The organism is Paenibacillus sp. FSL M8-0212, from assembly GCF_038004645.1.
Lineage (GTDB): Bacteria > Bacillota > Bacilli > Paenibacillales > Paenibacillaceae > Paenibacillus.
Window position 1 is genome coordinate 5,445,741 of record NZ_JBBORP010000001.1, and the last position, 21,002, is coordinate 5,466,742.

Below are 21,002 nucleotides of genomic sequence, written 5' to 3' on the forward strand. Positions count from 1 at the left end.
ATTTCCAGCTTTGTGCTGATTATACTTACTGCTAATTTAGAAAAAGGGTGCCCTGAACAACTTGAAATTCAAGATTGTTCAGGGCACCCCTATATAACATGTTGAAAGTGAATTTTAGCGAATAGCTTGCTCGAACTCCGTGCGGATGGTTTGAAGCAGCTCTGGCTGGCTCAGTACGTCATAGGCTGTTGTAGCAAGTGCCTTTGCTCCCAGAATCATGCCATCCAGCGCGCGCTCCTGTAATGCAAGGTCACGGAAGGCTATGGAGTGCAGGGTATGCACCTCGTCTACAACACGAATGTAGGGATGGATTGCAGGGCATTTCAGGGAAACGTTACCGATGTCCATGGAGCCATGATCATTACCACTTACAATCTCTTCTTGCGGGATGCCGAGTTCCATCAGATTCTGACTAAACGCAGCTGAGAATGCTTCATTGGTAACCATCTCATCATAGGACGTTTCATAGTTGGATGTCACGAGCTTGCAACCTGTCTGCAAAGCAGAGCCTTCAGCGATCTGAATCACACGTTCTGTGAGGATATTCAATTCTTTGCGAGTTGCTGCACGTACATAAAATTGCGCAGAAGCATAGTCAGGAATGATATTTGCTGCCTGACCTCCGTTGTTGATCACACCATGAATCCGAACGGTGCTTTTCACTTGTTGCCGGAATGCGTTGATTCCGTTAAACGTTTGAATGACGGCATCAAGAGCATTAATACCTTCGTGCGGACTTGCAGCAGCATGTGAAGATCGGCCATGGAATTCAAATTGCACAGCATCAATAGCCAGTGAGCTGCCGGACTTTTCGTAGGCATAATACGGATGCGCCATGAGAGCGACATCACAGTCATCGAACAAACCTGCTTCCGCCATCGGTACTTTGGCACCACGTGTCTCTTCAGCAGGGGTACCAAACACTTTAATGGTTCCACCTACTTCATCCAGAATGGATTTCAGCCCAACAGCAGCTCCAAGACTCATCATACAGATCAGATGGTGACCACAAGCGTGACCGATCTCCGGCAAGGCGTCATATTCACACAATAAAGCAATGGTAGGGCCGGGTTTGGCGGCTGAATAGGTTCCGATAAAGGCTGTCTCCAGTCCAAGGATTGGAGCCTCTACAGTGAAACCGTGGTAGACCAGTTCTTCTTTTAGACGAGCAGAAGCAAGGAACTCTTCATTTCCCAGTTCGGGATTGGCACCGATATATGATGAAATGGCTTTAAAACGGGAAGCATATTGATCAATAACCGTCAGTATCTGTGATTTGTTAGATGTCATTAGTAAACTCCTTATGCAAAAATGAAAATAATTCATTGATTATATCATGTTTGCTTTATTTTTTCAGAAACAAGTCAAGATTTGTAATGTCAAAATGCATTGCATAATCATGCATTGTACTTTATAATGACTCAGTCATCAACATGAGAGAAGCATACAAAGTATTGTAAGGGGAGAGAAAAGGTTGAAATTAATAAGTCGTTACACCATGATGCTGTTGACCTTTGTTATTCTGCTGACGACTGCCGTTCCTGTGGCACTTGCAAGTGGAACTACAGATAATTCAAGCAGTAAAAAACTGGTGCTCGGTACAAGTGCCGATTTTGCACCATACGAATTCCATAAAGTGATTAATGGCAAAGATGAAATTGTCGGCTTCGATATTGAGATCGCTAAAGAGATTGCCAAAGATCTTGGCGCTGAGCTTGTGATTGAGGATATGGGCTTTGACGGTCTTCTGCCTTCGTTGCAGAGCGGGCGTGTTGATCTGGTGATTTCAGGTATGACGCCGACGGATGAGCGGAAGAAAAGTATCGATTTTTCCGACACCTATTATAAATCAAAACAAGTGATTATGGTTCGCAATGTGGATAAAGACAAATATCCAACCATGGCAGAACTTGAAAATGCGAAGATTGGCGTTCAGAAAGGCTCCATTCAGGAAACGATCGGACAGAGTATTCCAGGAGCGAAGCTTACTGCGCTTGATAAAATCTCGGATATCGTGCTTCAACTGCAAACAAAACGCATTGACGCGGCAATCGTTGAAGATACCGTTGCTGCAGGTTATCTGGACGATATCATTGGACTTGCTGCTGCTGTTCCGGACGAAGAGCAAGCAGAAGCGGCAATCGGGATTCGTAAAGGTAATACCGAGCTGCTGGCTGCAGTAAATGGAACACTGGAACGATTGAAAAGTGAAGATAAAATCAATCAGATGGTGACGGACGCCAGCCTCTTGATGGCGGATAAAGCGAACAAATCACAAAATATTTTCCAAGTATTCTGGGAGTACAAAAGTTTCTATGCTACAGGTGTAGGATACACACTTCTGTTGTCTGCACTTGGGGTTATCTTCGGGGTAATTATTGGATTGATCATCTGTTTGTTCCGTTTGCATGACGCCGCAATCTTGCGCTGGATTGGTACAGCATACGTTGAAGTGATTCGTGGCACACCGATGCTGGTACAATTAATGATTATTTACTATGGTTTTTCTCTGAGCTTTGGCATTAACTTTACTGCACTTCAGGCAGGTATCATTACACTTTCAATCAATAGTGGTGCCTATCTGGCGGAGATTTTCCGTGCAGGTATCCAAGGTGTGGATCGTGGTCAGTTGGAGGCAGCTCGTTCCTTAGGTATGGGAAGAGGCGATGCGATGCGTTATATCATATTGCCACAGGCCTTCAAAGCTGTATTACCTGCGATCGGTAATGAATTCATTACCATCATCAAGGAATCCTCCATTATCTCGGTTATCGGTATGGTGGACATTATGTATCAGGCAAGTGTGGTCAAAAACATTACGTATCAAGGCTTGAGTCCATTTTTGATTGCAGCAGCCATCTACTTTGTATTAACGTTCATTTTGTCCAAGCTGCTGGGACGACTGGAAAGGAAGTTGAGTGCAAGTGATAGACGTTAGACAATTACACAAATCTTATGGAAATAACGATGTGCTTAAGGGCATTAACGTGACGATTGGTAAAGGTGAGGTAGTCGTCGTCATCGGTCCTTCCGGTTCAGGTAAAAGTACTTTCTTGCGTTGTCTGAATCTGCTGGAACAGCCTACCTCAGGAGAGATTGATTTTGAAGGTGTGTCAATTACGGACCCCAAGCACAACATTAATGCAACTCGTGAGAAAATGGGCATGGTGTTCCAGCATTTCAACCTGTTCCCACACAAAACGGTACAGCAAAACATCACGATTGCTCCGATTAAAGTGAAGAAACAATCGACTCAGGAAGCGGAGAAAATTGCCGCTGATCTGCTTAACACCGTGGGCTTGTACGATAAAAAAGATACATTCCCGAATCAGCTGTCCGGTGGACAGAAGCAGCGGATCGCCATTGCTAGAGCATTGGCCATGCAGCCGCATGTGATGCTGTTTGACGAGCCTACTTCCGCACTGGACCCCGAGATGGTTGGCGAAGTGCTGGATGTCATGAAACGTCTTGCAGAAGGCGGGATGACGATGGTCATCGTAACACATGAGATGGGTTTTGCACGTGAAGTGGGAGACCGGATCCTGTTCATGGATGGCGGGGTTATTGTGGAAGAGGGAACACCTGATGAGGTGTTTGGAGCACCCAAAAATTCACGTACACGTGATTTTCTTGCCAAAGTACTCTAAATGAAGTGTCAAATAGCGTTACTGACTTCGAGTCGGTAACGCTATTTTTTTGTGCGCATTAATCATTTATAGATTTGAAAAGTAACTTTTCTGTTACCAAATGTAAAGGAATCGGGTCGTCCAACATTTCTAAAGTATCCTGTATTCTTACATATGCTTACATGTTAAAACCATTTGGTAAGAATTACTACAAGTTCAGGTTACAAAATTGTGATATATTGAACTCTGCCGAAACTTCCGGACAGGAAGTGCGGGGGATGTAACGATGCAGATTGTGCAGGGGGAAGATCTACAGCACACTGCTTGGGGTGAATTAGGGGTACATAACGTTTCAAATGTAATGAAGAACCTATAGGGTGGGCTCCTCATCCGAATCCGACAACTAACTTCGCAGGCACAATGAGGGAGGAAGACCATGATTAACAAGAAACGTATAGCCAAAACAGCAGTAGCATTATTGACAACAGCAATGCTCATTCAAGCCGTTCCGGCTCACGCCGATTCAGTTCATGTGGCCAAAGAAGGGGATACCTTCTACACCTTATCAAAACAATATGGAGTAGCAATCAACACGTTGGTTAAAGCAAACAACGACATTTCGCCTTACAACATTTATGGTGGTTTGAAAATTACGATTCCCGGTAAGGCAAACAATGTAGCAGCAGCTGCGGCAACGGAGAGCAAGACCCAAGCGAAGACTGTTACTACAGCAAGCTTGGATGTTAACACAGATAACAAAGTTGTTCAGGCTTGGGGTAAAACATTCGATTACAGCAAAGCTGTGAACGTAAAAGCAACGGCATACTCTGCAGATCCGTCTGAAAATGGAGGATGGGGTGCTGTGGATTACTTCGGCAATGATCTTGAACTGGGTACGATCGCAGTTGATCCAAGTGTGATTCCACTCGGAACCAAAGTACTGGTAACCGGTCACAGCCATCCGGGATTGCCAAAACAGGCTTTTGTAGCTACAGCTCGTGATGTGGGCGGTGCAATCAAGGGTCACCGAATTGATATCTTTATCCCGGGTAGCAAACAGTCTGTAAGCACATTTGGTTTTCAGGATATCGAGCTGTACATTCTGAAGTAGAGAGATCATAACATTTAAAATGAATTCAAACAGGGTGTCTGCCAGTCGCTAATCTGCGATTGAACAGCACCCTTTTAATATTCGCATTTATTTGTTATCACGGTCATCCTAATCTTTGGCCTTTGGCAATCCCAACATCTCGTCCAAGGTGACCAGTTCATATCCCCGGTTACGCAGTTCTTCAATGATTTCAGGCAATGCCTCAATCGTACCGTTCAGGTTAGATCCCACACCGCCTCCTGCATGTTGCAGAACGATGGAGCCAGGTTTCACAGCAGATAGGATGTTATCCTTCACCTCTTCCTTGGAGAGGCCTTTCCAGTCCAGTGAGTCAACATTCCAGTTCACAATGCTATAGTGTTGTCTAGCAGCCCATTGCAGCTGTTCTTCATTAATGTCTCCATAAGGCGGCCGAATCATCTTGGGCGTATATCCCGCTAAATGTCGAATAATATCCCCGGTATGTAAAATTTGTTTGCGAAAGGCATTCATCGACAGCTTACTGAATTCAGGATGATTGTAGCTGTGATTACCAACCATATGCCCTTCCTTAACGATGCGTTTCACCAGATCCGGATGTTTCTCAGCACGACTACCCACGATGAAGAATGTAGCTCTGACATTGTATTTCTTCAATACATCCAGCACTTGTGGAGTAAACCGTGGATCAGGTACATCATCAAAAGTCAGTGCAACCTTCTTTGTTGAAGGACCATTGGTTTTGAACGTATCGGCATATTTTTGACGTAACTGTCCCAATGTCAGTTGTTCTTCTTCAGCAGAATCCGAACCTGATACTGATTCAATTGACGGGCTTGAAACATCCCGCGATGAAACTGGAGCATGATATCCCCCGAGAAAAATAACGATAACCATCAGCATAATGAGGCGTACGCGCATAATAACAGCCTCCTTTTCCAAAATGACGTTCTCCTTGGTATGCCCGGGGGTTCCATAAAATATGCGTAGTGTGAGAAGTTTCATTGCGGATTTAGCTTATGACAGCCATAATTCCTCCATATATAACATATAGAAAAGGATAGGTGGATAGGATATGAGTACATATGATTTGAAATCCATACGTTTACAGGTGATTGAAGCAGGAGAGGATAAGGTTTTTCTCGTTACCGGAGGAAAGGCGCATATTGGCGCCGTAGCCACGTTCTACGTGGATCATGAGCGCGTAAGCGGGACGACGGTACATATTCCTGGGCATAAGGAACAAGAGCTGTGTGAGCGACTTGCCCGAAAGGCTGCCCTGCAGCTGAAAGTAACCGTTACGGTGATCATGGGTATCCATTTTGATTCCATCACGCGGATGCAGATCGACGAAATCGTGCAGACTGCAGAGAGGCTGATGGAGGATCATCTGAACAAGGATAAACGATCTTCCTAACATAAAGAGCAATCGCATGTTTTGATTTTATTTGCTAAAATTGAAACGAGTTGTAGATTGTTACGTATGTATGTTTATATACGATGTAATATCGACTAGGAGGAATAACATAATGTCCATTTTCAAACGATTGCGTGATTTAACAATGTCTAACGTTAACGCCATTATTGACAAGGCGGAAGATCCAATCAAGATGACGGACCAATATATCCGTGACATGCAAGAGGACCTGGAAGATGCGGAGAAAGCAGTAGCTCAACAGATCGCCATTGAGAAGAAATTCAAGCAGTTATTCGAAGAGCAGGAAGCACTTGTAAAGAAACGTGAAGAGCAGGCGCATACGGCGGCACGTGCTCAGAATCTGGATTTGGCTCGACGTGCTCTGGAAGAGAAAAAGGCTGCTGAAGAGAAGATGGCTGAGTACAAAACCAGCTATGACCAAAACAAGGCTTCTGCAGATAACCTGCGTGGCAAGCTCGACGAGATGCGTAAGCAACTGACTCAAATGAAGAACAAACGCGAAACACTGGTAGCCCGCTACAATGCAGCAAAAGCCCAAACGGAAATCAACAAAGCGTTGAATGGGTTTGGCTCTGATACTGCAAGTGCTGGTATGAAGCGTATGGAAGAGAAAATGATGCAGATGGAAGCACAGGCAGAAGCAAGCAACGAAATGTCTTCCAAAGGCAAGTCTTTGGATGAAGAGTTCGAGAAGTTGGGTAAAGATCAGGCTGTTGAAGACGAACTCGCAGCATTGATGAAACAGTACGATAATAAGAACTAATACCTTGGTTGTCAGCAGGGTTAACCAGCGGAGGAGAAGAGTATTTCTCCTTCGCTTTTAAATGCGGTTCATGTTGATATGTGGGGGCTGTGTAAATGGATTTGAATATTTTGGCGATGCTGGTCTGGACCGGTTCTGGTTCGGTTTTGCTGTTTGTCTTGATGTATGTAGATTCACTGTTCACGAAATATAAGGATTTTGCTGAAGTTAAGGCTGGCAATATGGCAGTAACCACACGTATGGTGATGAAATTATTTGCACAAGGGTATGTACTCGCTACGTCCATTTCTACGGCTGGTCATCTTGGAGAAGCATTGTTGGTCTCCGTTGTATCCTTTATCATTTTGTTGATTCTGGAGAGTGTTGTACACTTTATGATTCGCAAATGGGCCAATCTGGATCTGGATACGGGAATTCAGCAAGGGAAGACAGGATACGGGTTGTTCTCTGGCGCTTTACATATCGTGGGCGCACTGATTATTGCAGCTTGTTTATAAGATAAGGAACAGGAGTAATTCTCATGAGTGTATGGAAACGAATTAAAGGAATACTAACGAAACCTGAACCACCGCAGGCAGAGAAAACGATGCTTCAGCTTGCACCTGGTGATATCTGTGAGGTTTCTCTGGTCACTTATGAAGTTGTTGGTCGGGTACAAAATCGTGCTCGAAATGCAGTTGTGCTCACGCTGCAGGATGGTACCGCATTTCGATATTTGCATATCGAAGAACGGGAACTCACACGTTACGCCCTATATACACCAATTGATGGCAGGCTTGATGCACCTGATGAGGTGCCCACATTGCTGGACCTGGATGGACGCGCATATCATCTGGAGGAAGAGTATGGAGGCATGGTATCAACGGCAGGTAGAACTCCATATGGCCAGGCTGGAGAACAATTGGTATGGCAGTATCAGTCGGATGATAATATGCTTCTTCGGGTGGAGTGGCAAGACAGAAGATTTACACTGTATGAGGGTGAGTCCATTCTTCCTGCGGATATCAAAGTGATTCGTTCGAGCTAGGAGAGGTTCCAATGAAAAAACGCTTGGCACATGGATTAAAATTAATGCTGGTCCTCAGCCTTGTGATGTCTCTATTGTCCGCGTGCGGAGCAGCACCTTCTGTTCAGGACACATATCCGCTTGAATCGGTTAACGGGAGTGGTAACTCAACGTCCTATGTGTACCGGGCTTCGGACCGTACCGTTCCGGAAGTGGCTCAGGATTTGTCTGACCAGCGGCAACCGGATCAGATCTCGGCAGAGAACACAGAGCGTATGTTCCTCGTGTATCAGGACGAGTATTATCACCTGCAACAAGACCCGAACAAGCCGGAGGATACATTGGTTGAGGTGGACTCCAAGGAATATGTTCGGCAGAACTACGATTCATCTTTTTTACAAGGTTACCTCACTGCTACATTAATTGGTAATCTGTTCGATTCTTTTGGCGGGCGAGGTTATGGCAACTATCGAGGATATACCAATAAAGATACGTATAAACCGAGTGCAGGATCTTATCGTACACCAACAAGTAATGACAAGAAGCTTGCTCCGCCTATTACTGTTGATCGGAAAGGTACGATTACAAGGCGCGGAAGCGATAAAGATTCAAGCGTGGGATCTGGCGGAGGATTATTCAACCGCAACAAGGATCAGAGCAAGGGAACCATTGATCGTAACAAAAGTAGTGGTGGCCTGGGCGGGTTGTTTGATTCACCTAAGAAATCCTACAAAAAACCAAAAACCAGAGTGGGCGGCGGCCGAATTAAGAGGCGAAGATAATAAACATCTAATCATAAGGATGGCTGCCAATCGCATAGTTCATTTAAGAACAGTGAAAAGGGAAGGCGGATTCACCTCGTCGGCACATGACCTTGGAACTGTTCTTTTTGGTTTACGATTTTCGAACATGATTGGATTTGCGTACACGGGGAATCGTTGAAGCAGGCTGTTTACGAATCCAGCGGATAAATGGAATCATTCGTTCATCCTGTCTCAAGGATTGCAGGTCCGTGAGTCCAAGCGTTACAATGTCGCGATTAGTATATAGCGAATGAATCTGTTTGTGACAGGGGATGCACAGGTTGGCCGTTGGCAGAAATGTTCCTCCCATTTCTTTGGGTGTCAGATGATGAACAGTCGTATTCACAGGTTCTCTTCCGCATAATTCACATCGTTTACTCATGATCATCGCCTCCCTTTGTCAATTATATTATGGGCAGACAAGATGCCTTTCATGTTGAACAAAGGTCAAGGAATGTTACACCTGTAAGGAATAAGATTTTGTCACAGGATTCAATAAGTGATGTACTTGTTATCTTACAGTATTCGGGCTACACTTTCTTAAAAGATGATATGTCTCTAGGAGGTAAGAATACTTTTGAAAATGAACTCACATTCACATGATATGACAACTGCCAAATTCAATCGTACAGCTGTACAGGTACCGGATGCACAGGCCAAAATAGCTGCAAGAGTTACTGTTGGCTCCATAGAGAAAGTTCATCTTGAATCTGCTCATGGCCGCACACTTGCAGAGACCATTCAGGCACCTCATCCGTATCCATTCTTCCGGAGATCGGGTATGGATGGATTCGCGATTATAAGTACAGATACCATAGATGCTTCGAGTGATCATCAAGTTTGGTTTCGAGTAATTGATGAAATTCCTTGCGGCTACACCTCGGACCACACCATTGTTTCAGGTACGACGGCTCGAATAATGACCGGTGCACAGGTTCCAGAAGGTGCAGATGCGGTAGTCATGATGGAGATGACCGAGAGCAAGGTAGAGAACGGAGAACAATGGATTGCATTGAAACGGCACATATTGTCGGGTGCTAACATCACCCCAATTGGACTGGAAGTCCAAGAGGGACAGCAACTGCTCGAAGCAGGAACGATCATCAGGGCAGGAGAGCAGTCCGTGTTAGCTACTTTTGGCATAGCAGAAGTTCCCGTATTTCAACGTCCAAAGGTGGCGATATTCGCAACCGGCACGGAATTGCTTGATGTAGATGAGCCATTGCAACCAGGTCGGATTCGAAACAGCAACAGTTACATGCTGCGCTCTCTGGTTGTTGAAGCAGGTGGAGAGCCTGTGATGTACGGTTCTATTGCGGACGATGTGAATACGGCAAGGGCCAAACTGGAAGAAGCCATTCAAGATAATGATATCGTGGTGACCACAGGTGGTGTATCCGTCGGGGATTATGATATTATGGGCGAACTTGTGCTGGAAGAGCATGTGGAGATGTTGTTTAACAAAGTGACGATGCGACCAGGCAGTGTGACCACAGCTGCTGTATATAAAGATAAATTGCTATTTGCACTTTCCGGTAACCCTGGGGCTTGTTTTGTGGGCTTTAGTTTGTTTGTTCGTCCAACTATTCGTTCCATGCAGGCGGATGCTCATCCTTATTTGGAAGAATGGACTGCGATCTTGGAAGAAGAGTACACCAAAGTGAACAATTTTACACGATTCGTTCGTGGACGCACAGAGATCCGCAACGGCATGGTGTACGCGATACCGGCTGCCGCCCGTGTAGATGAATCCAGCGTGATGATCACCATTAAGGACAGTGATTGCCTGATTGTTGTTCCACCTGAGAAAAAAGGTATTCCTGCGGGTGAGCAGGTACGTATTATTAAACTTCCCACAGGTCATGTGAGGTAGTTGGTAGATGACTACAATGAGTGATACAAAACCACATATCATACAGATTGTTGGATACAAGAACACGGGCAAGACAACCCTGACAGCCGCGTTGATCGGGCACTTTTCTTCCTTGGGACTTAAGGTAGCTGCGATTAAGCATGATGGACATGACCATTTTGAGATGGATCAAGAAGGAACGGATTCGTATCAATTTGGAGAGGCTGGGGCCTCGGCGGTGGTTGTCATGTCAGAAAAACGTACTGCGATTATGGAGCGACAGGCAACCAAGCTGGAGGATATGTTAAGTCATCTGTCCGGTTATGATTGGATTGTCATTGAAGGATTTAAGGATGCTTCTTATCCCAAATTCGTGATGGTTCGAGAAGAGGAAGATCTGACCTTGATTGATCAGCTTGAAGGGGTAGTGGGGATGATCTCATGGTTACCATCAGAGCAGTTTATAGAGCGGAGCACCGTAAGCAGAGATATAACATGGTACTCGGTTCATGAAACGGAGGATATAGCCAAAGCGTTGTTAGCAATGGTTGCGAGCGAGTGAAGGCAGAATCGTGAATTCGAATCGTAGAAACGTCAAGAAGTGGGATATTATGGTGGCTAGACATGATTGAATGTACAGAGAGCGTAATTGATTCTTTTTTAAATATAACGTAATATTTATTATGTAAACTATAATCTTTTCTACTTATGCTTTTCTTCTTGAATGATGCAAAAAAACAAAAAAGCAGCAGACCTTTCTCGGATCGAAATCTTTGATGTGGCTTGCTGCTTTTATTCTGTTCGGGATGTTACATCCCGTCATCAGTACGACGTTCGATGGCTTCGGACATCGTTTTGTCGGTAAGGTGAGCATAGATCTCGGTTGTTTCCGTAGAAGCATGTCCAAGCTGCTCCTTCGTTTTGTAAATATCATTTTGCAAATAATAGTCGGTTGCAAATGAATGGCGTAATTTGTGCACGGTCAAGTAGGGTTTGCCAAAGCGCTTGGCGTATTTCATGATCATGGCCTGAATCGCTCTTTTGGTCATTCGACTGCCTTCTGAATCTCCGTTACGCAAAGCAATGAACAGACCTTTCTCCCGCTTGGGCGTACGGTAACGTGATTGCCGCAGGTTCATATAATTTGCGAGTTCGTCCTTGGCTTGCTCCCTGAAATAAACGGGTGTTTTGTACGTCTCATCATTGTTACCTTTGCGATAAACATACAGGAGTTTGTTGTTCAGATCGAGATCATCGACGTTCAGGTTCACAACTTCCGACACCCGTAAGCCGGAATTCAGAATCAGGCTGGCAATACAGGCGTCCCGTTCTTTGTTGATTTCATGGGAGTACAGTGCCTGTTTGTTCTTCTCCATATCAACAGCGTAACCTTCAAGGATATAGCCGATAAATTCCAGCAGTTCCTCTTCCTCCAGAATTTTACCTTTGAGTTTGGCAGCGGTGTCCTTGGGTTTATGGGTACGCTTGATCTCGATTTTGGCCATAATGTTCCGCTTCAGCAAAGGATAAAAGTCTTCATCTTCCGCAATCTGGCTCAGGTAATGAAACAGGGAGCGAAGGGAAGAGAGTTTGCGAGAGACGGTAATTCTGGAGTTGGTACCTTCCCGTTTGGTTGTTAGAAATAACCGATAGGCGGTAACGGAATCCATGCGAAGGACTTCCAGTTCATTCAACGTTACTTCTTTATTAGAGCTTGCCTCGGACAGCCCTTCTGCTCGCAACCAACCGAAGAAAGCTTCGTAATCTCTCAGATATTCGAGCAGGGTAGAGGGGGACAGGTCAGGCAGCTTGTAGTCCATGAATTGCTGAACGAACCAAGGCATGGAAGGTAGTTTGTCATCCAGCTTGCGTCGATCAATCTCTTTTTGCACGTTGGTCAAGTTCGACACCTCCATGTGAAAAACATATAAGATTAATATTCAATTTAATAGTATTCTATGCTCTAGTGTACCATAATTTACATGCTCACAGCTTGTTCACCAAAGCAGGCAGTAAGTAGGGTATGCTTCCTTGCCCTTCGGCGCGTAAACCTTTAAAGTAATCAGTATACGTAGAGCAGAGGAGGTGAACCGGATGAATATGAAAATAGAACTGGTTCCCCGGGAACGCAGTCAGGTGATTCGGCATTTAATGCAATTTTATCTATATGATTTTACCAAATACCTGAATATTGATGTGGACAGTAACGGAATTTTTCCGGAATATCCGGGTCTGGAGGCATTCTGGGCAGAAGAGGACCGCAAGTTTCCTTTTTTGATTACAAGTGATGGGGCACCTGCAGGGTTTGCTCTGGTGGAGAAATTGGAGCCCGGAAGTAAGGATAACGACTACTATTTGACTGAATTTTTTGTAATGCAAAAATATCGGCGCAGTGGGGTGGGCACTCGGGCAGCTTATGAGCTGTTTAAACGTTTTCCAGGAAGATGGAAAGTGACCCAGGTTCGTAACAATGTCATTGCCCAAGCGTTCTGGCGAAAAATTATAGGGGATTATACCGGAGGCCGTTTTCGAGAGAAGTTCCATCCGGAACTGGGCAATCCAAGCCAGTATTTTGTAACCTGATTCCCATCAGGGTTTACCTACATATAAAGCATTCTGCTTGAATACTGAAATAAAGAATCTAATGAAGGAGTGAGTAGCATGAATGTACCCACATTCCATCTCGATGGACAGACAGCACTGGTGACAGGTGCAGGGAGAGGGATCGGAAAAGCAATTGCGATTGGACTTGCCCAGTCAGGCAGTGACGTTGTACTTGTATCCCGAACAATGAAAGAAATTGAGGAGACAGCCGCCTATATCTATGAACAGACAGGGCGTAAAGCGCTAGCTCTGACGGCGGATGTGACATCAAGAGAACAAATGGAAGAGACGTTTCAAGAGGCAATATCGGAGATGGGTAGTCTGGACATTCTGGTGAATAACGCAGGTATGAACATACGGACTCCAGCACTTGAAGTGACGGACGAGCAGTGGGAGACCATCATGCAGACCAACTTAAAATCGGCTTTCTTCGCTTCGCAATTGGCGGGTCAGCATATGAAAGAACGTGGGACCGGGAAGATCATTAACATCTCTTCGGTAGGCGGTCACACGGCTTTGCGGACAGGGGTTGTATATGGCGCGACCAAAGCTGCGTTAATTCATATGACCAAAGTGCTCGCACTGGAATGGGGCAAGTATGGAATCCGTGTCAATTCAGTAGGGCCATGGTATTTCCGAACCCCTCTGACTGAAAAGCTGTTGGATGATCCCCAGTATTTGCAGGAAATTGTAAGTCGCACACCGCTTCAGCGCGTTGGAGAACTGGAGGAAGTGGTAGGACCGGTCGTGTTCCTGGCATCGGATGCAGCCGGATACATAACGGGTCAGACATTACTGGTTGACGGTGGAATGTCCATTTATGGCTTCTAAATAAATGAAGTTGGTTGTAATGGAAAAGTGGGTGGCATAACCAACTCTTGGGTAATAACATAGGGAAAAAGTTAATCTGTATCTCTATTTATCTGTACCCAATTCACTGAACTTGGAGGAAGATAACCATGGAAACGCGCAAGTACGGTAATACTGGCATGAACGTAAGTACACTTGGATTTGGCGGAGCGGAAATAGGCAAAAATGTATCCAAAACGGATGTAGCGACATTGCTGAATAGTGCCCTGGATGCGGGATTAAACGTAATTGACACGGCTGAATGTTACGGTGACAGCGAGGAATTAATCGGTGAGGTGCTGTCACATCGACGTGATGACTACTATTTGTTCACCAAATGTGGACATGCTGCCGGGGTCGAAGGTCCGGATTGGGATGCCAAAGTACTGGAGCAAACGATTGACCGTAGTCTGAAACGGCTGAAAACCGACTATGTGGATGTTATACATCTGCATAGCTGCTCCGAAGAAGTACTCCGACAAGGAGCAGTAATCGAAGTACTACAGCGTGCCAAGGAAGCAGGAAAAACCAGATTTATCGGATATAGTGGTGATACAACAGATGCGCTATATGCGATTCAGACCGGAGTATTTGACAGCCTTGAGACTTCATTAAATATCGCAGATCAGGAAGCAATTGATCTTACGTTGCCTGAGGCGAGAAAGAGAAACATGGGTGTTATCGCGAAAAGACCTATTGCCAATGCGGCCTGGACGTATGAAACACTTTCGGAAGAGGCTTATCCATTTATATACTGGAAGCGCTTAAGCGAACTTAACTATGGTTTTCTGGGTGAAGATGCCCAGGCATCAGTGGAGACAGCACTGCGATTTACACTAAGTACCGAAGGTGTAGATACGGCTATTGTAGGAACAGCCAAGCCCAATCGCTGGCAGCAAAATGCCGACCTTGTGGCTAAAGGGCCACTTCCGCAGGAACTGTATGATGAGATTAGAGCACGATGGAAAGAAATCGCCGGAGCAGATTGGACTGGCCGGACTTAATTTGGAAATATTCGCGAAGTCGCCATTATGGCGGCTTTTTTTACGACAACATAAAATATTTTCAACATATGAAAAATTCACAACAATGATTGGAAAAGAGACTATTAAGAATACTAGATAATTATGCCTATACGTCAGCCTAGTCTGAAAACAGGTGAAAAAGGATAAAAGAGGATAAAAGAGGATGAAAGAGGATGAAAGAGGAAAAATCCCAGGAATTAGCCCCTTCTTTAAAACAACTCTAATTATAAAAAACGATAAGGCTATTGAGATAATACGAAAAATACGAAAAAGAGGCAGTCTACGTTCAATTTAAAAGAAATAACGACTTATTTTATAATATTTCAACATATGAAAAATTCACAATAGAAAGATCATTTTCTCACCCTAGTTACCATCTCTAATATAGTCACATCGACGCACCACCAAGTTTAAAAGGAAAACCATTTTAAGCGATTGAAGTCAATACTTTTTTTTGCGGATTTTAAATAGGATTGGAAATATATCTTTATGAATGATGCTTAAAAGCATACAGCTTAAATTCATCATCAGAATAATATTAACATATTAATTATTATGTAAACCAATAACAATTCTTTTGGCAATACAGACATAAAACCTCCATGACCTGTAAATCGTAAGGGGATAAGGCAGAAGGAGGAGCTTCATGAAAAGTCAGCAACACCGTAAAAACGACGACGAAAAACTAAGTTGGGTCAGCCTATCCTTGTTTGGCGCGGGTTGCACACTGGGAACGGGATTTTTTCTAGGGACCAGTCTGGCGATCCATTGGGCCGGCATATCCGTACTTATATTGTTGGTGCTGGCGGCAGCAGGTACTTACTTTGTATTTGGTGCGCTGGCACAGATGACGGCAGATGATCCTAAGGAAGGCGCTTTTCGAACGTATGCGGGCGAAGCATTCGGGCCTTGGGCTGGTTTTGGTAGTGGATGGATGTACTGGTTCTCTGAAATGCTCATCATGGGCAGCTCATTAACGGCACTTGGGCTGTTCTCTCAATTCTGGTTTCCCAAGTTTCCACTTTGGGCATTTGTTGCGATCTATGCCGCTATAGGTCTGTTCATTGCTGCACTGGGAGCGAAGGGATTAACCAAAACGGAGAATATTCTTGCTGTAATCAAACTTGCTGCAACGGTTGCATTTATAGCTATAGCAGGAGCGGCTTGTCTGGGTTGGTTACCTGTAAAAGTAACACCCGAGCAATTGAAAAATGAATGGTTCCCGCATGGAGGTAAAGGGGTATGGACCGGTTTCATCTATGCATTTTTTGCTTTTGCCGGGATCGAGGTTATGGGTTTGATGGCTGCTAACCTAAAAGAACCAAAAGATGCAGTGAAATCAGGTCGAGTGATGCTGTTATCGGTGAGTACACTCTATGTGATTTCAATTGCGTTGATCCTGTTGCTTGTGCCTTCAGCTCAGTTAACCCCAGATGAAAGTCCGCTTGTCAAAGCCATGTCAACTATTGGATTCACCGTTGTGGTCCACATTCTCAATGGAATTCTGATTATAGCCGGATTCTCGACGATGGTGGCTTCGTTATATGCCATTACGTCCATGTTGGTGAAACTCGCAGAAGATGGAGATGCACCAAAGCTGTTCACGAAGACCTGGGGGAAAAAGGACATGCCACTTCAGGCATTGTGTTGCACAGCGGCCGGATTACTCCTGTCTACGTTGATGGCATTATGGATGCCCAAGAGTCTGTTTGAATATGTGACGACGGCAGGTAGTCTGGTATTAATGTATACATGGCTACTCATCTGCATCACGTACATTAAGAAAATGAAGCCCGTGAAGTGGAATCGCATCAAAGTGTGGATTGCCATAGTATTAATTGTGGCTGCTGTGGCTGGGACAGCGATGGAAAAAGCCAGCAGAACGGGTCTGCTGGCAAGTGTGGGACTTTTGGTGTTCCTTGGGATCATCACGTATGTTGTTCATAAGGTACGTGGCTCGAAACCACCGGAGTCAGCACCATCCAAACCATAAGCAACTCTCAGCAACTTTTGTGGAGGTCGTACAACGGATTAATGAGTGCTTTAAGATTATTTCGTCAACTTGCCTAGGGCTTGCTTCATCCGCATGAATGGACATTTGGAAGGTGTCTGCTCATCATCAGGCAGGAAATACTGTTTCCATTCCAGATTATCCTGCTGACCATACCACATCAGCGAAGGGTGAGCAGGTACAGCATCATACGCAGCGAGACGTTTGCGAATCAAGGTTTTCATTTTACGGCCAAGAGGGGTGTTGTCATTAATGGATTCGAATACCCACCGCGGTTGAAAAGCAAACATGAGATAAGGAAAATGACGGCTGGCTCGGAGTTCATGTGCAGGAGTTGCACAGAAACAAAAGTAAGGCTCTCCGCCAAAGCAAAACTCCCATGATGAATCATGAGGATCGGTTGAAATATGTTCCGGCCACGGCTCGGTATCGTGTGAACTTACCCGATTAAGCATTTGCCAGAATAACGTCTGATATTGCTCTACGGTTGTATGATTTTTCAGATCGCTTGGCGTCTCACAGATCACGACCATGGAAGCGTAATGACCGGTGTCTCTGGAGACAGGACCATATTGTCTAAGCAGATCGGCCATATCTTCGGCAGCATGTTCAGATCGGGGGTCACACGTAAATCCGTACCTCAAATGTCCTGACAGAAACCCCATTCGTCCAGGTACACATGGATACGTATTATCTTCGTCGGCGATCATTTTACCAAATTGCGAATAAGCGTCCTGCTGCCAAGATGGAAGACGCTCAAACAAGGTGTTTATTTCGTCGGCACTATACAGCTCCGCCATTGATTCCCAACTCCATTCCACATGATACCGTTACAGTATTAATGTGGGGGAAGTTGGGTGACTGTCCAGCCTGATTTTGTTGTCAGAAAAAAATGGAACGTATAGCTTCGTACCCAAAATACAAACCAAATCCGATCAGGCAGATTCCTGAAATGATAGAGATCCAGCGCAATACATTCTCACTGCTATGTTTGTGGAATCGACTGGCCATGCCAGCCATAATAACATCCCACACCAGAATACCAATGAATATGCCTGAACTGTAGAGCAGCAAATGAGCCGTGTCCGTATGCTTCACAGTTGTCGCGAGAATAGAGCCATAGATCCCAAGCCAAAATAAAATATTCAGTGGATTGGACAGGGCCATCAAAAATCCGGATATAAATGATTTCCGAACAGTCGCTTCCGCAGTAGATGTACCTTGAATGCCTTGCTTCAGCTTCGAGATCGTTTCCACTCCCGTGTAAATCAGAATAAAACTGCCAAATGACCAGAGAAAAGAGCGCATGAACGGCGTGTCCAGAAAATGGGCAACTCCAAAATAAATCAGTAGCATATACACCAAGTCTGCAAACATAGCGCCGAGTCCTAGAATCCAGGCATGCATGAAACCGTGGCGGGCTCCACGGTCGAGTTGGGCGGCGTTAATCGGACCAATTGGAGCGGACAATGATATTCCCAGAATGATATAACTGAACAGTACAGACATAAACACGTTCACTCCTTAACGGGTTCGATGAATTGTACCAGTTGTCACAGAAAAGGGGTACAAGTCATCGTATTCCCGCAAGGAGTGAATTAGAACAAACTACTTTTATCTCATACTGTGTAAAGGCCTTGTTATTCTGTTAAAGTTCCACATCCAATTGAATTGGGGTGCAGTTGTAGCCGTTGCATGAGCTTTCTTCACAAGGACAGGCGGAGAGCCCAATTGTGAGATCCATTAATGCCTCCATCTCGATATAATCACCTGCTCGAGAGTCGGGAGCTACAACATCAATTTTGCCTTCACTGTCTACAACGGACTTCATAAACAGGTTAAATGGGTAGTGTTGATCTGGTGGTAGAATCCCGAAGGGTTCCAGTGCCGTGTTCAGATTGTGATAACAACTGGCGTGATCCTTTTTGTCGTATAACACCTCATACATCTCTGGACGACAAGCGGAGTTGAAGAAATCATGTACCCCAACGGTGTCACGGACAATCTTGAGTAAAGGTTGATATTGATTGGAATACACCAACTGTCCCGGTTTAATTCGGTAAGTACGCAATACGTCCATTGTCACGCCGGGGTCCAAGCGATGGTTAGCATCTGTAGCATCGTATGCCACAAAATCAATGACTTGCTGTCCCTCCAAATCCGTTATGCGTAGTAAAGAACCTTTGCTTACTTTCAAGGCATATCCCGTTTTGGCTGGGATACGATAAGACTGTTTATGGCGCTGATTCGTATTCATCTGTCACATTCCTCCGCTACTGTTTGCTTTCAGTATGCGGAGCAGATGAAGCTTTCATGCACTGTTATGGCGATGTACTCTACTCAGGCAGGAACATCCAATGGTGAATTTAACACAAACCACATTATACGCCTTTATGCTGGAAATAGTGGATTACCTCTCATCCCGATCCAGAGGTCTGATTGTTCAAGCTGTGCAGCCAGATGTAATAACCAATCTTCGCGTCCTTTGGTTGCCATCACTTGAACACCCATTGGCAAACCTTCAGGTGACATATGCAGAGGTACACTTATCGCAGGCTGGCCTGTCAGATTTGCAAGCTGGGTGAAAGGTGTAAACGTAAGACTTGGCTCAAACATTTCATAGATGAGTTGCTGTTGCTGGGTCTTGTCCAATTCACTAATTCGCAACAGATTACGGATCTGTTCGTCATGAGGTGTTAATTCACCAATCTTAGGCGCAGGAAAAGCATTAACGGGTGTGACGTAGAAGTCATAACGCTCAAATAAGGTGGACATCTGAGCTGCAGCTACATCCCATTCAGCTAAGCTATGTACAAATTCGGCAGCGGAAACCTTCTTGCCTGCTTCAGCCAGAACCCAAGATTCGATCTCCATATCATCGGAGGTCAGAGCCCGGCCCATGGATCGTTCCATGGAAGAGATCATCGCGGCCATCTCACCACTGTTCATCATGTAATAATTCTCCATCAACCGAACTCCATTGACCGGACTCAGCTTTTCTTCAACATGATGACCTTGATCTTCCAACCAGCGAACGAGTTTGTATACAGACTCTTTGGCTTCTACGCTGACAGGTGTTCCCACGGGTGAATCCGTTGTGTATGCAATTTTCAGTTTGCGTTGATGTGGATAGCTCATATCAGCCAAGTAACTGCCTGGAAAGAGTGGAGCATGGAACGCAGCTTCGGGCTGAATGACTTGTAACGTATCAAGCAATGCAGCACTGTCCCGAACCGAGCGAGAGAGGGCAAAATCAATCGATGCGCCTTGCCATTGACGACCAACTCCCGGTCCTACAGGTGTGCGCCCGCGGGTTGGCTTCAATCCAAACAATCCGCTAAAGGAAGCCGGGATACGAATCGAACCTCCTCCGTCACTGGCTCCGGCAAGAGGAACAATACCTGAAGCTACAGCGGCAGCGGCACCACCACTTGAACCACCTGGGGAGTGATTGATATTCCATGGATTGCGAGTGGGACCATGAAGACGGGGCTCGGTAATATTTTTCAAACCAAATTCAGGCGTATTGGTATGTCCTATGAAGATAAAGCCTGCATCACGGAGTCGAGTGACAAAATTGGAATTGCGTAATGCACGATGCTCGCTGAACAAACGGGAGCCTGAAGTCAGAAATTCACCTTCCAAGGATTGCGAAATATCTTTCAAGAGCAGGGGAACCCCGGCAAAAGGTTGTTCTCCAGGGCGAACCAAACCGGCTTCCTCACGTGCGCGAGATTCATATGTACGAATAACCGCATTAAGTTGCGGATTCACTTCTTCAAGGCGTGCAAACGCCGCTTCCAGCATTTCAACCGGGGATACCTCCCGGGATCGGATCAGTTCAGCCAAACCTACGGCGTCGTAGGAGGTATATGAGAATGAAGACATCATGATCGTTCCTCTCTGAATATAATTCATCTGTTTATTCCATATGT

23 protein-coding genes and 1 riboswitch are annotated in these 21,002 nt (G+C 45.2%); of the genes, 15 read left to right on the forward strand and 8 right to left on the reverse strand.

Features of this window, described 5'->3' with window-relative positions:
* Window positions 1–114: 114 nt before the first annotated feature.
* A complete protein-coding gene (locus tag MKX68_RS23995) occupies window positions 115–1,290 on the reverse strand; it encodes a M20 family metallopeptidase (protein WP_340914288.1) in 1,176 nt (391 codons plus the stop codon).
* Window positions 1,291–1,474: 184 nt separating this feature from the next.
* Here MKX68_RS23995 and MKX68_RS24000 point away from each other — a divergent pair, with 184 nt between their 5' ends.
* The 3 genes from MKX68_RS24000 (at window position 1,475) to MKX68_RS24010 (ending at window position 4,737) form a co-directional block, all read left to right on the forward strand.
* Window positions 1,475–2,938: an ABC transporter substrate-binding protein/permease gene (locus tag MKX68_RS24000; RefSeq protein WP_340914289.1), complete on the forward strand. Its 1,464-nt coding sequence runs from the start codon at window positions 1,475–1,477 to the stop codon at window positions 2,936–2,938.
* Window positions 2,925–3,647 carry an amino acid ABC transporter ATP-binding protein gene (locus MKX68_RS24005; RefSeq protein ID WP_017688094.1) on the forward strand — a complete coding sequence of 241 codons (723 nt, stop codon included), beginning with the start codon at window positions 2,925–2,927 and terminating at the stop codon, window positions 3,645–3,647. Before MKX68_RS24000 ends, MKX68_RS24005 begins: the two co-directional genes overlap by 14 nt.
* A gap of 216 nt (window positions 3,648–3,863) precedes the next feature.
* Window positions 3,864–4,060: riboswitch (cyclic di-AMP (ydaO/yuaA leader) on the forward strand.
* A 2-nt stretch (window positions 4,061–4,062) separates the two neighbouring features.
* Window positions 4,063–4,737, forward strand: coding sequence for a 3D domain-containing protein (locus tag MKX68_RS24010; RefSeq protein ID WP_338587206.1), 675 nt, complete (start codon window positions 4,063–4,065; stop codon window positions 4,735–4,737).
* Window positions 4,738–4,845: 108 nt separating this feature from the next.
* Here MKX68_RS24010 and MKX68_RS24015 read toward each other — a convergent pair whose 3' ends face one another.
* Window positions 4,846–5,637 carry a polysaccharide deacetylase family protein gene (locus MKX68_RS24015; protein ID WP_338587204.1) on the reverse strand — a complete coding sequence of 264 codons (792 nt, stop codon included), beginning with the start codon at window positions 5,635–5,637 and terminating at the stop codon, window positions 4,846–4,848.
* A gap of 154 nt (window positions 5,638–5,791) precedes the next feature.
* Here MKX68_RS24015 and lpdD point away from each other — a divergent pair, with 154 nt between their 5' ends.
* From lpdD to MKX68_RS24040, 5 genes are all read left to right on the forward strand, one after another.
* The gene (gene lpdD / locus MKX68_RS24020) at window positions 5,792–6,133 is read left to right on the forward strand and encodes a prenylated flavin chaperone LpdD (protein ID WP_051447323.1); all 342 of its coding nucleotides are present in this window, start codon (window positions 5,792–5,794) and stop codon (window positions 6,131–6,133) included.
* Between the two features lie 112 nt (window positions 6,134–6,245).
* A complete protein-coding gene (locus tag MKX68_RS24025) occupies window positions 6,246–6,917 on the forward strand; it encodes a PspA/IM30 family protein (protein ID WP_074095448.1) in 672 nt (223 codons plus the stop codon).
* Between the two features lie 95 nt (window positions 6,918–7,012).
* Window positions 7,013–7,414 carry a DUF350 domain-containing protein gene (locus MKX68_RS24030; RefSeq protein ID WP_036613690.1) on the forward strand — a complete coding sequence of 134 codons (402 nt, stop codon included), beginning with the start codon at window positions 7,013–7,015 and terminating at the stop codon, window positions 7,412–7,414.
* Between the two features lie 23 nt (window positions 7,415–7,437).
* Window positions 7,438–7,944: a DUF4178 domain-containing protein gene (locus MKX68_RS24035; protein WP_076317633.1), complete on the forward strand. Its 507-nt coding sequence runs from the start codon at window positions 7,438–7,440 to the stop codon at window positions 7,942–7,944.
* A gap of 11 nt (window positions 7,945–7,955) precedes the next feature.
* Window positions 7,956–8,705 carry a DUF4247 domain-containing protein gene (locus MKX68_RS24040; protein ID WP_338587201.1) on the forward strand — a complete coding sequence of 250 codons (750 nt, stop codon included), beginning with the start codon at window positions 7,956–7,958 and terminating at the stop codon, window positions 8,703–8,705.
* 112 nt (window positions 8,706–8,817) lie between these two features.
* On the opposite strand, the gene MKX68_RS24045 is transcribed toward MKX68_RS24040, so the two are convergent.
* Complete coding sequence (locus tag MKX68_RS24045) at window positions 8,818–9,108, reverse strand: HNH endonuclease (protein WP_091029422.1); 291 nt, start codon at window positions 9,106–9,108, stop codon at window positions 8,818–8,820.
* A 201-nt stretch (window positions 9,109–9,309) separates the two neighbouring features.
* Here MKX68_RS24045 and MKX68_RS24050 point away from each other — a divergent pair, with 201 nt between their 5' ends.
* Both MKX68_RS24050 and mobB read left to right on the forward strand, forming a co-directional pair.
* Window positions 9,310–10,599: a molybdopterin molybdotransferase MoeA gene (locus tag MKX68_RS24050; protein ID WP_338594984.1), complete on the forward strand. Its 1,290-nt coding sequence runs from the start codon at window positions 9,310–9,312 to the stop codon at window positions 10,597–10,599.
* 7 nt (window positions 10,600–10,606) lie between these two features.
* Window positions 10,607–11,140 carry a molybdopterin-guanine dinucleotide biosynthesis protein B gene (gene mobB, locus MKX68_RS24055; RefSeq protein ID WP_340914290.1) on the forward strand — a complete coding sequence of 178 codons (534 nt, stop codon included), beginning with the start codon at window positions 10,607–10,609 and terminating at the stop codon, window positions 11,138–11,140.
* Between the two features lie 247 nt (window positions 11,141–11,387).
* Here mobB and xerS read toward each other — a convergent pair whose 3' ends face one another.
* Window positions 11,388–12,479 carry a tyrosine recombinase XerS gene (gene xerS / locus MKX68_RS24060; protein ID WP_340914291.1) on the reverse strand — a complete coding sequence of 364 codons (1,092 nt, stop codon included), beginning with the start codon at window positions 12,477–12,479 and terminating at the stop codon, window positions 11,388–11,390.
* Window positions 12,480–12,672: 193 nt separating this feature from the next.
* On the opposite strand from xerS, the gene MKX68_RS24065 reads away from it, so the two are divergent.
* The 5 genes from MKX68_RS24065 to MKX68_RS24085 all read left to right on the forward strand — a co-directional run bounded on the left by MKX68_RS24065 (window position 12,673) and on the right by MKX68_RS24085 (window position 17,049).
* Window positions 12,673–13,161, forward strand: a complete 489-nt coding sequence (locus tag MKX68_RS24065) for a GNAT family N-acetyltransferase (RefSeq protein WP_076250273.1) — start codon at window positions 12,673–12,675, stop codon at window positions 13,159–13,161.
* A gap of 78 nt (window positions 13,162–13,239) precedes the next feature.
* Complete coding sequence (locus MKX68_RS24070) at window positions 13,240–14,013, forward strand: SDR family NAD(P)-dependent oxidoreductase (protein ID WP_237174886.1); 774 nt, start codon at window positions 13,240–13,242, stop codon at window positions 14,011–14,013.
* Window positions 14,014–14,141: 128 nt separating this feature from the next.
* Complete coding sequence (locus MKX68_RS24075) at window positions 14,142–15,035, forward strand: aldo/keto reductase (protein WP_340914292.1); 894 nt, start codon at window positions 14,142–14,144, stop codon at window positions 15,033–15,035.
* A gap of 184 nt (window positions 15,036–15,219) precedes the next feature.
* Window positions 15,220–15,351 carry a hypothetical protein gene (locus tag MKX68_RS24080; RefSeq protein WP_340914293.1) on the forward strand — a complete coding sequence of 44 codons (132 nt, stop codon included), beginning with the start codon at window positions 15,220–15,222 and terminating at the stop codon, window positions 15,349–15,351.
* A gap of 351 nt (window positions 15,352–15,702) precedes the next feature.
* Entirely contained in the window at window positions 15,703–17,049 is a 1,347-nt protein-coding gene (locus MKX68_RS24085; RefSeq protein ID WP_340914294.1) for an amino acid permease, read from the forward strand.
* Window positions 17,050–17,105: 56 nt separating this feature from the next.
* Here MKX68_RS24085 and MKX68_RS24090 read toward each other — a convergent pair whose 3' ends face one another.
* The 4 genes from MKX68_RS24090 to MKX68_RS24105 all read right to left on the reverse strand — a co-directional run bounded on the left by MKX68_RS24090 (window position 17,106) and on the right by MKX68_RS24105 (window position 20,955).
* Window positions 17,106–17,867 carry a YqcI/YcgG family protein gene (locus MKX68_RS24090; protein WP_340914295.1) on the reverse strand — a complete coding sequence of 254 codons (762 nt, stop codon included), beginning with the start codon at window positions 17,865–17,867 and terminating at the stop codon, window positions 17,106–17,108.
* A gap of 82 nt (window positions 17,868–17,949) precedes the next feature.
* Window positions 17,950–18,576: a LysE family translocator gene (locus MKX68_RS24095; RefSeq protein WP_340914296.1), complete on the reverse strand. Its 627-nt coding sequence runs from the start codon at window positions 18,574–18,576 to the stop codon at window positions 17,950–17,952.
* Between the two features lie 139 nt (window positions 18,577–18,715).
* On the reverse strand, window positions 18,716–19,324 hold the full coding sequence (locus MKX68_RS24100) for an urea carboxylase-associated family protein (protein ID WP_340914297.1): 609 nt from the start codon (window positions 19,322–19,324) through the stop codon (window positions 18,716–18,718).
* Between the two features lie 134 nt (window positions 19,325–19,458).
* Window positions 19,459–20,955, reverse strand: coding sequence for an amidase (locus MKX68_RS24105; protein WP_340915490.1), 1,497 nt, complete (start codon window positions 20,953–20,955; stop codon window positions 19,459–19,461).
* Window positions 20,956–21,002 lie beyond the last annotated feature (47 nt).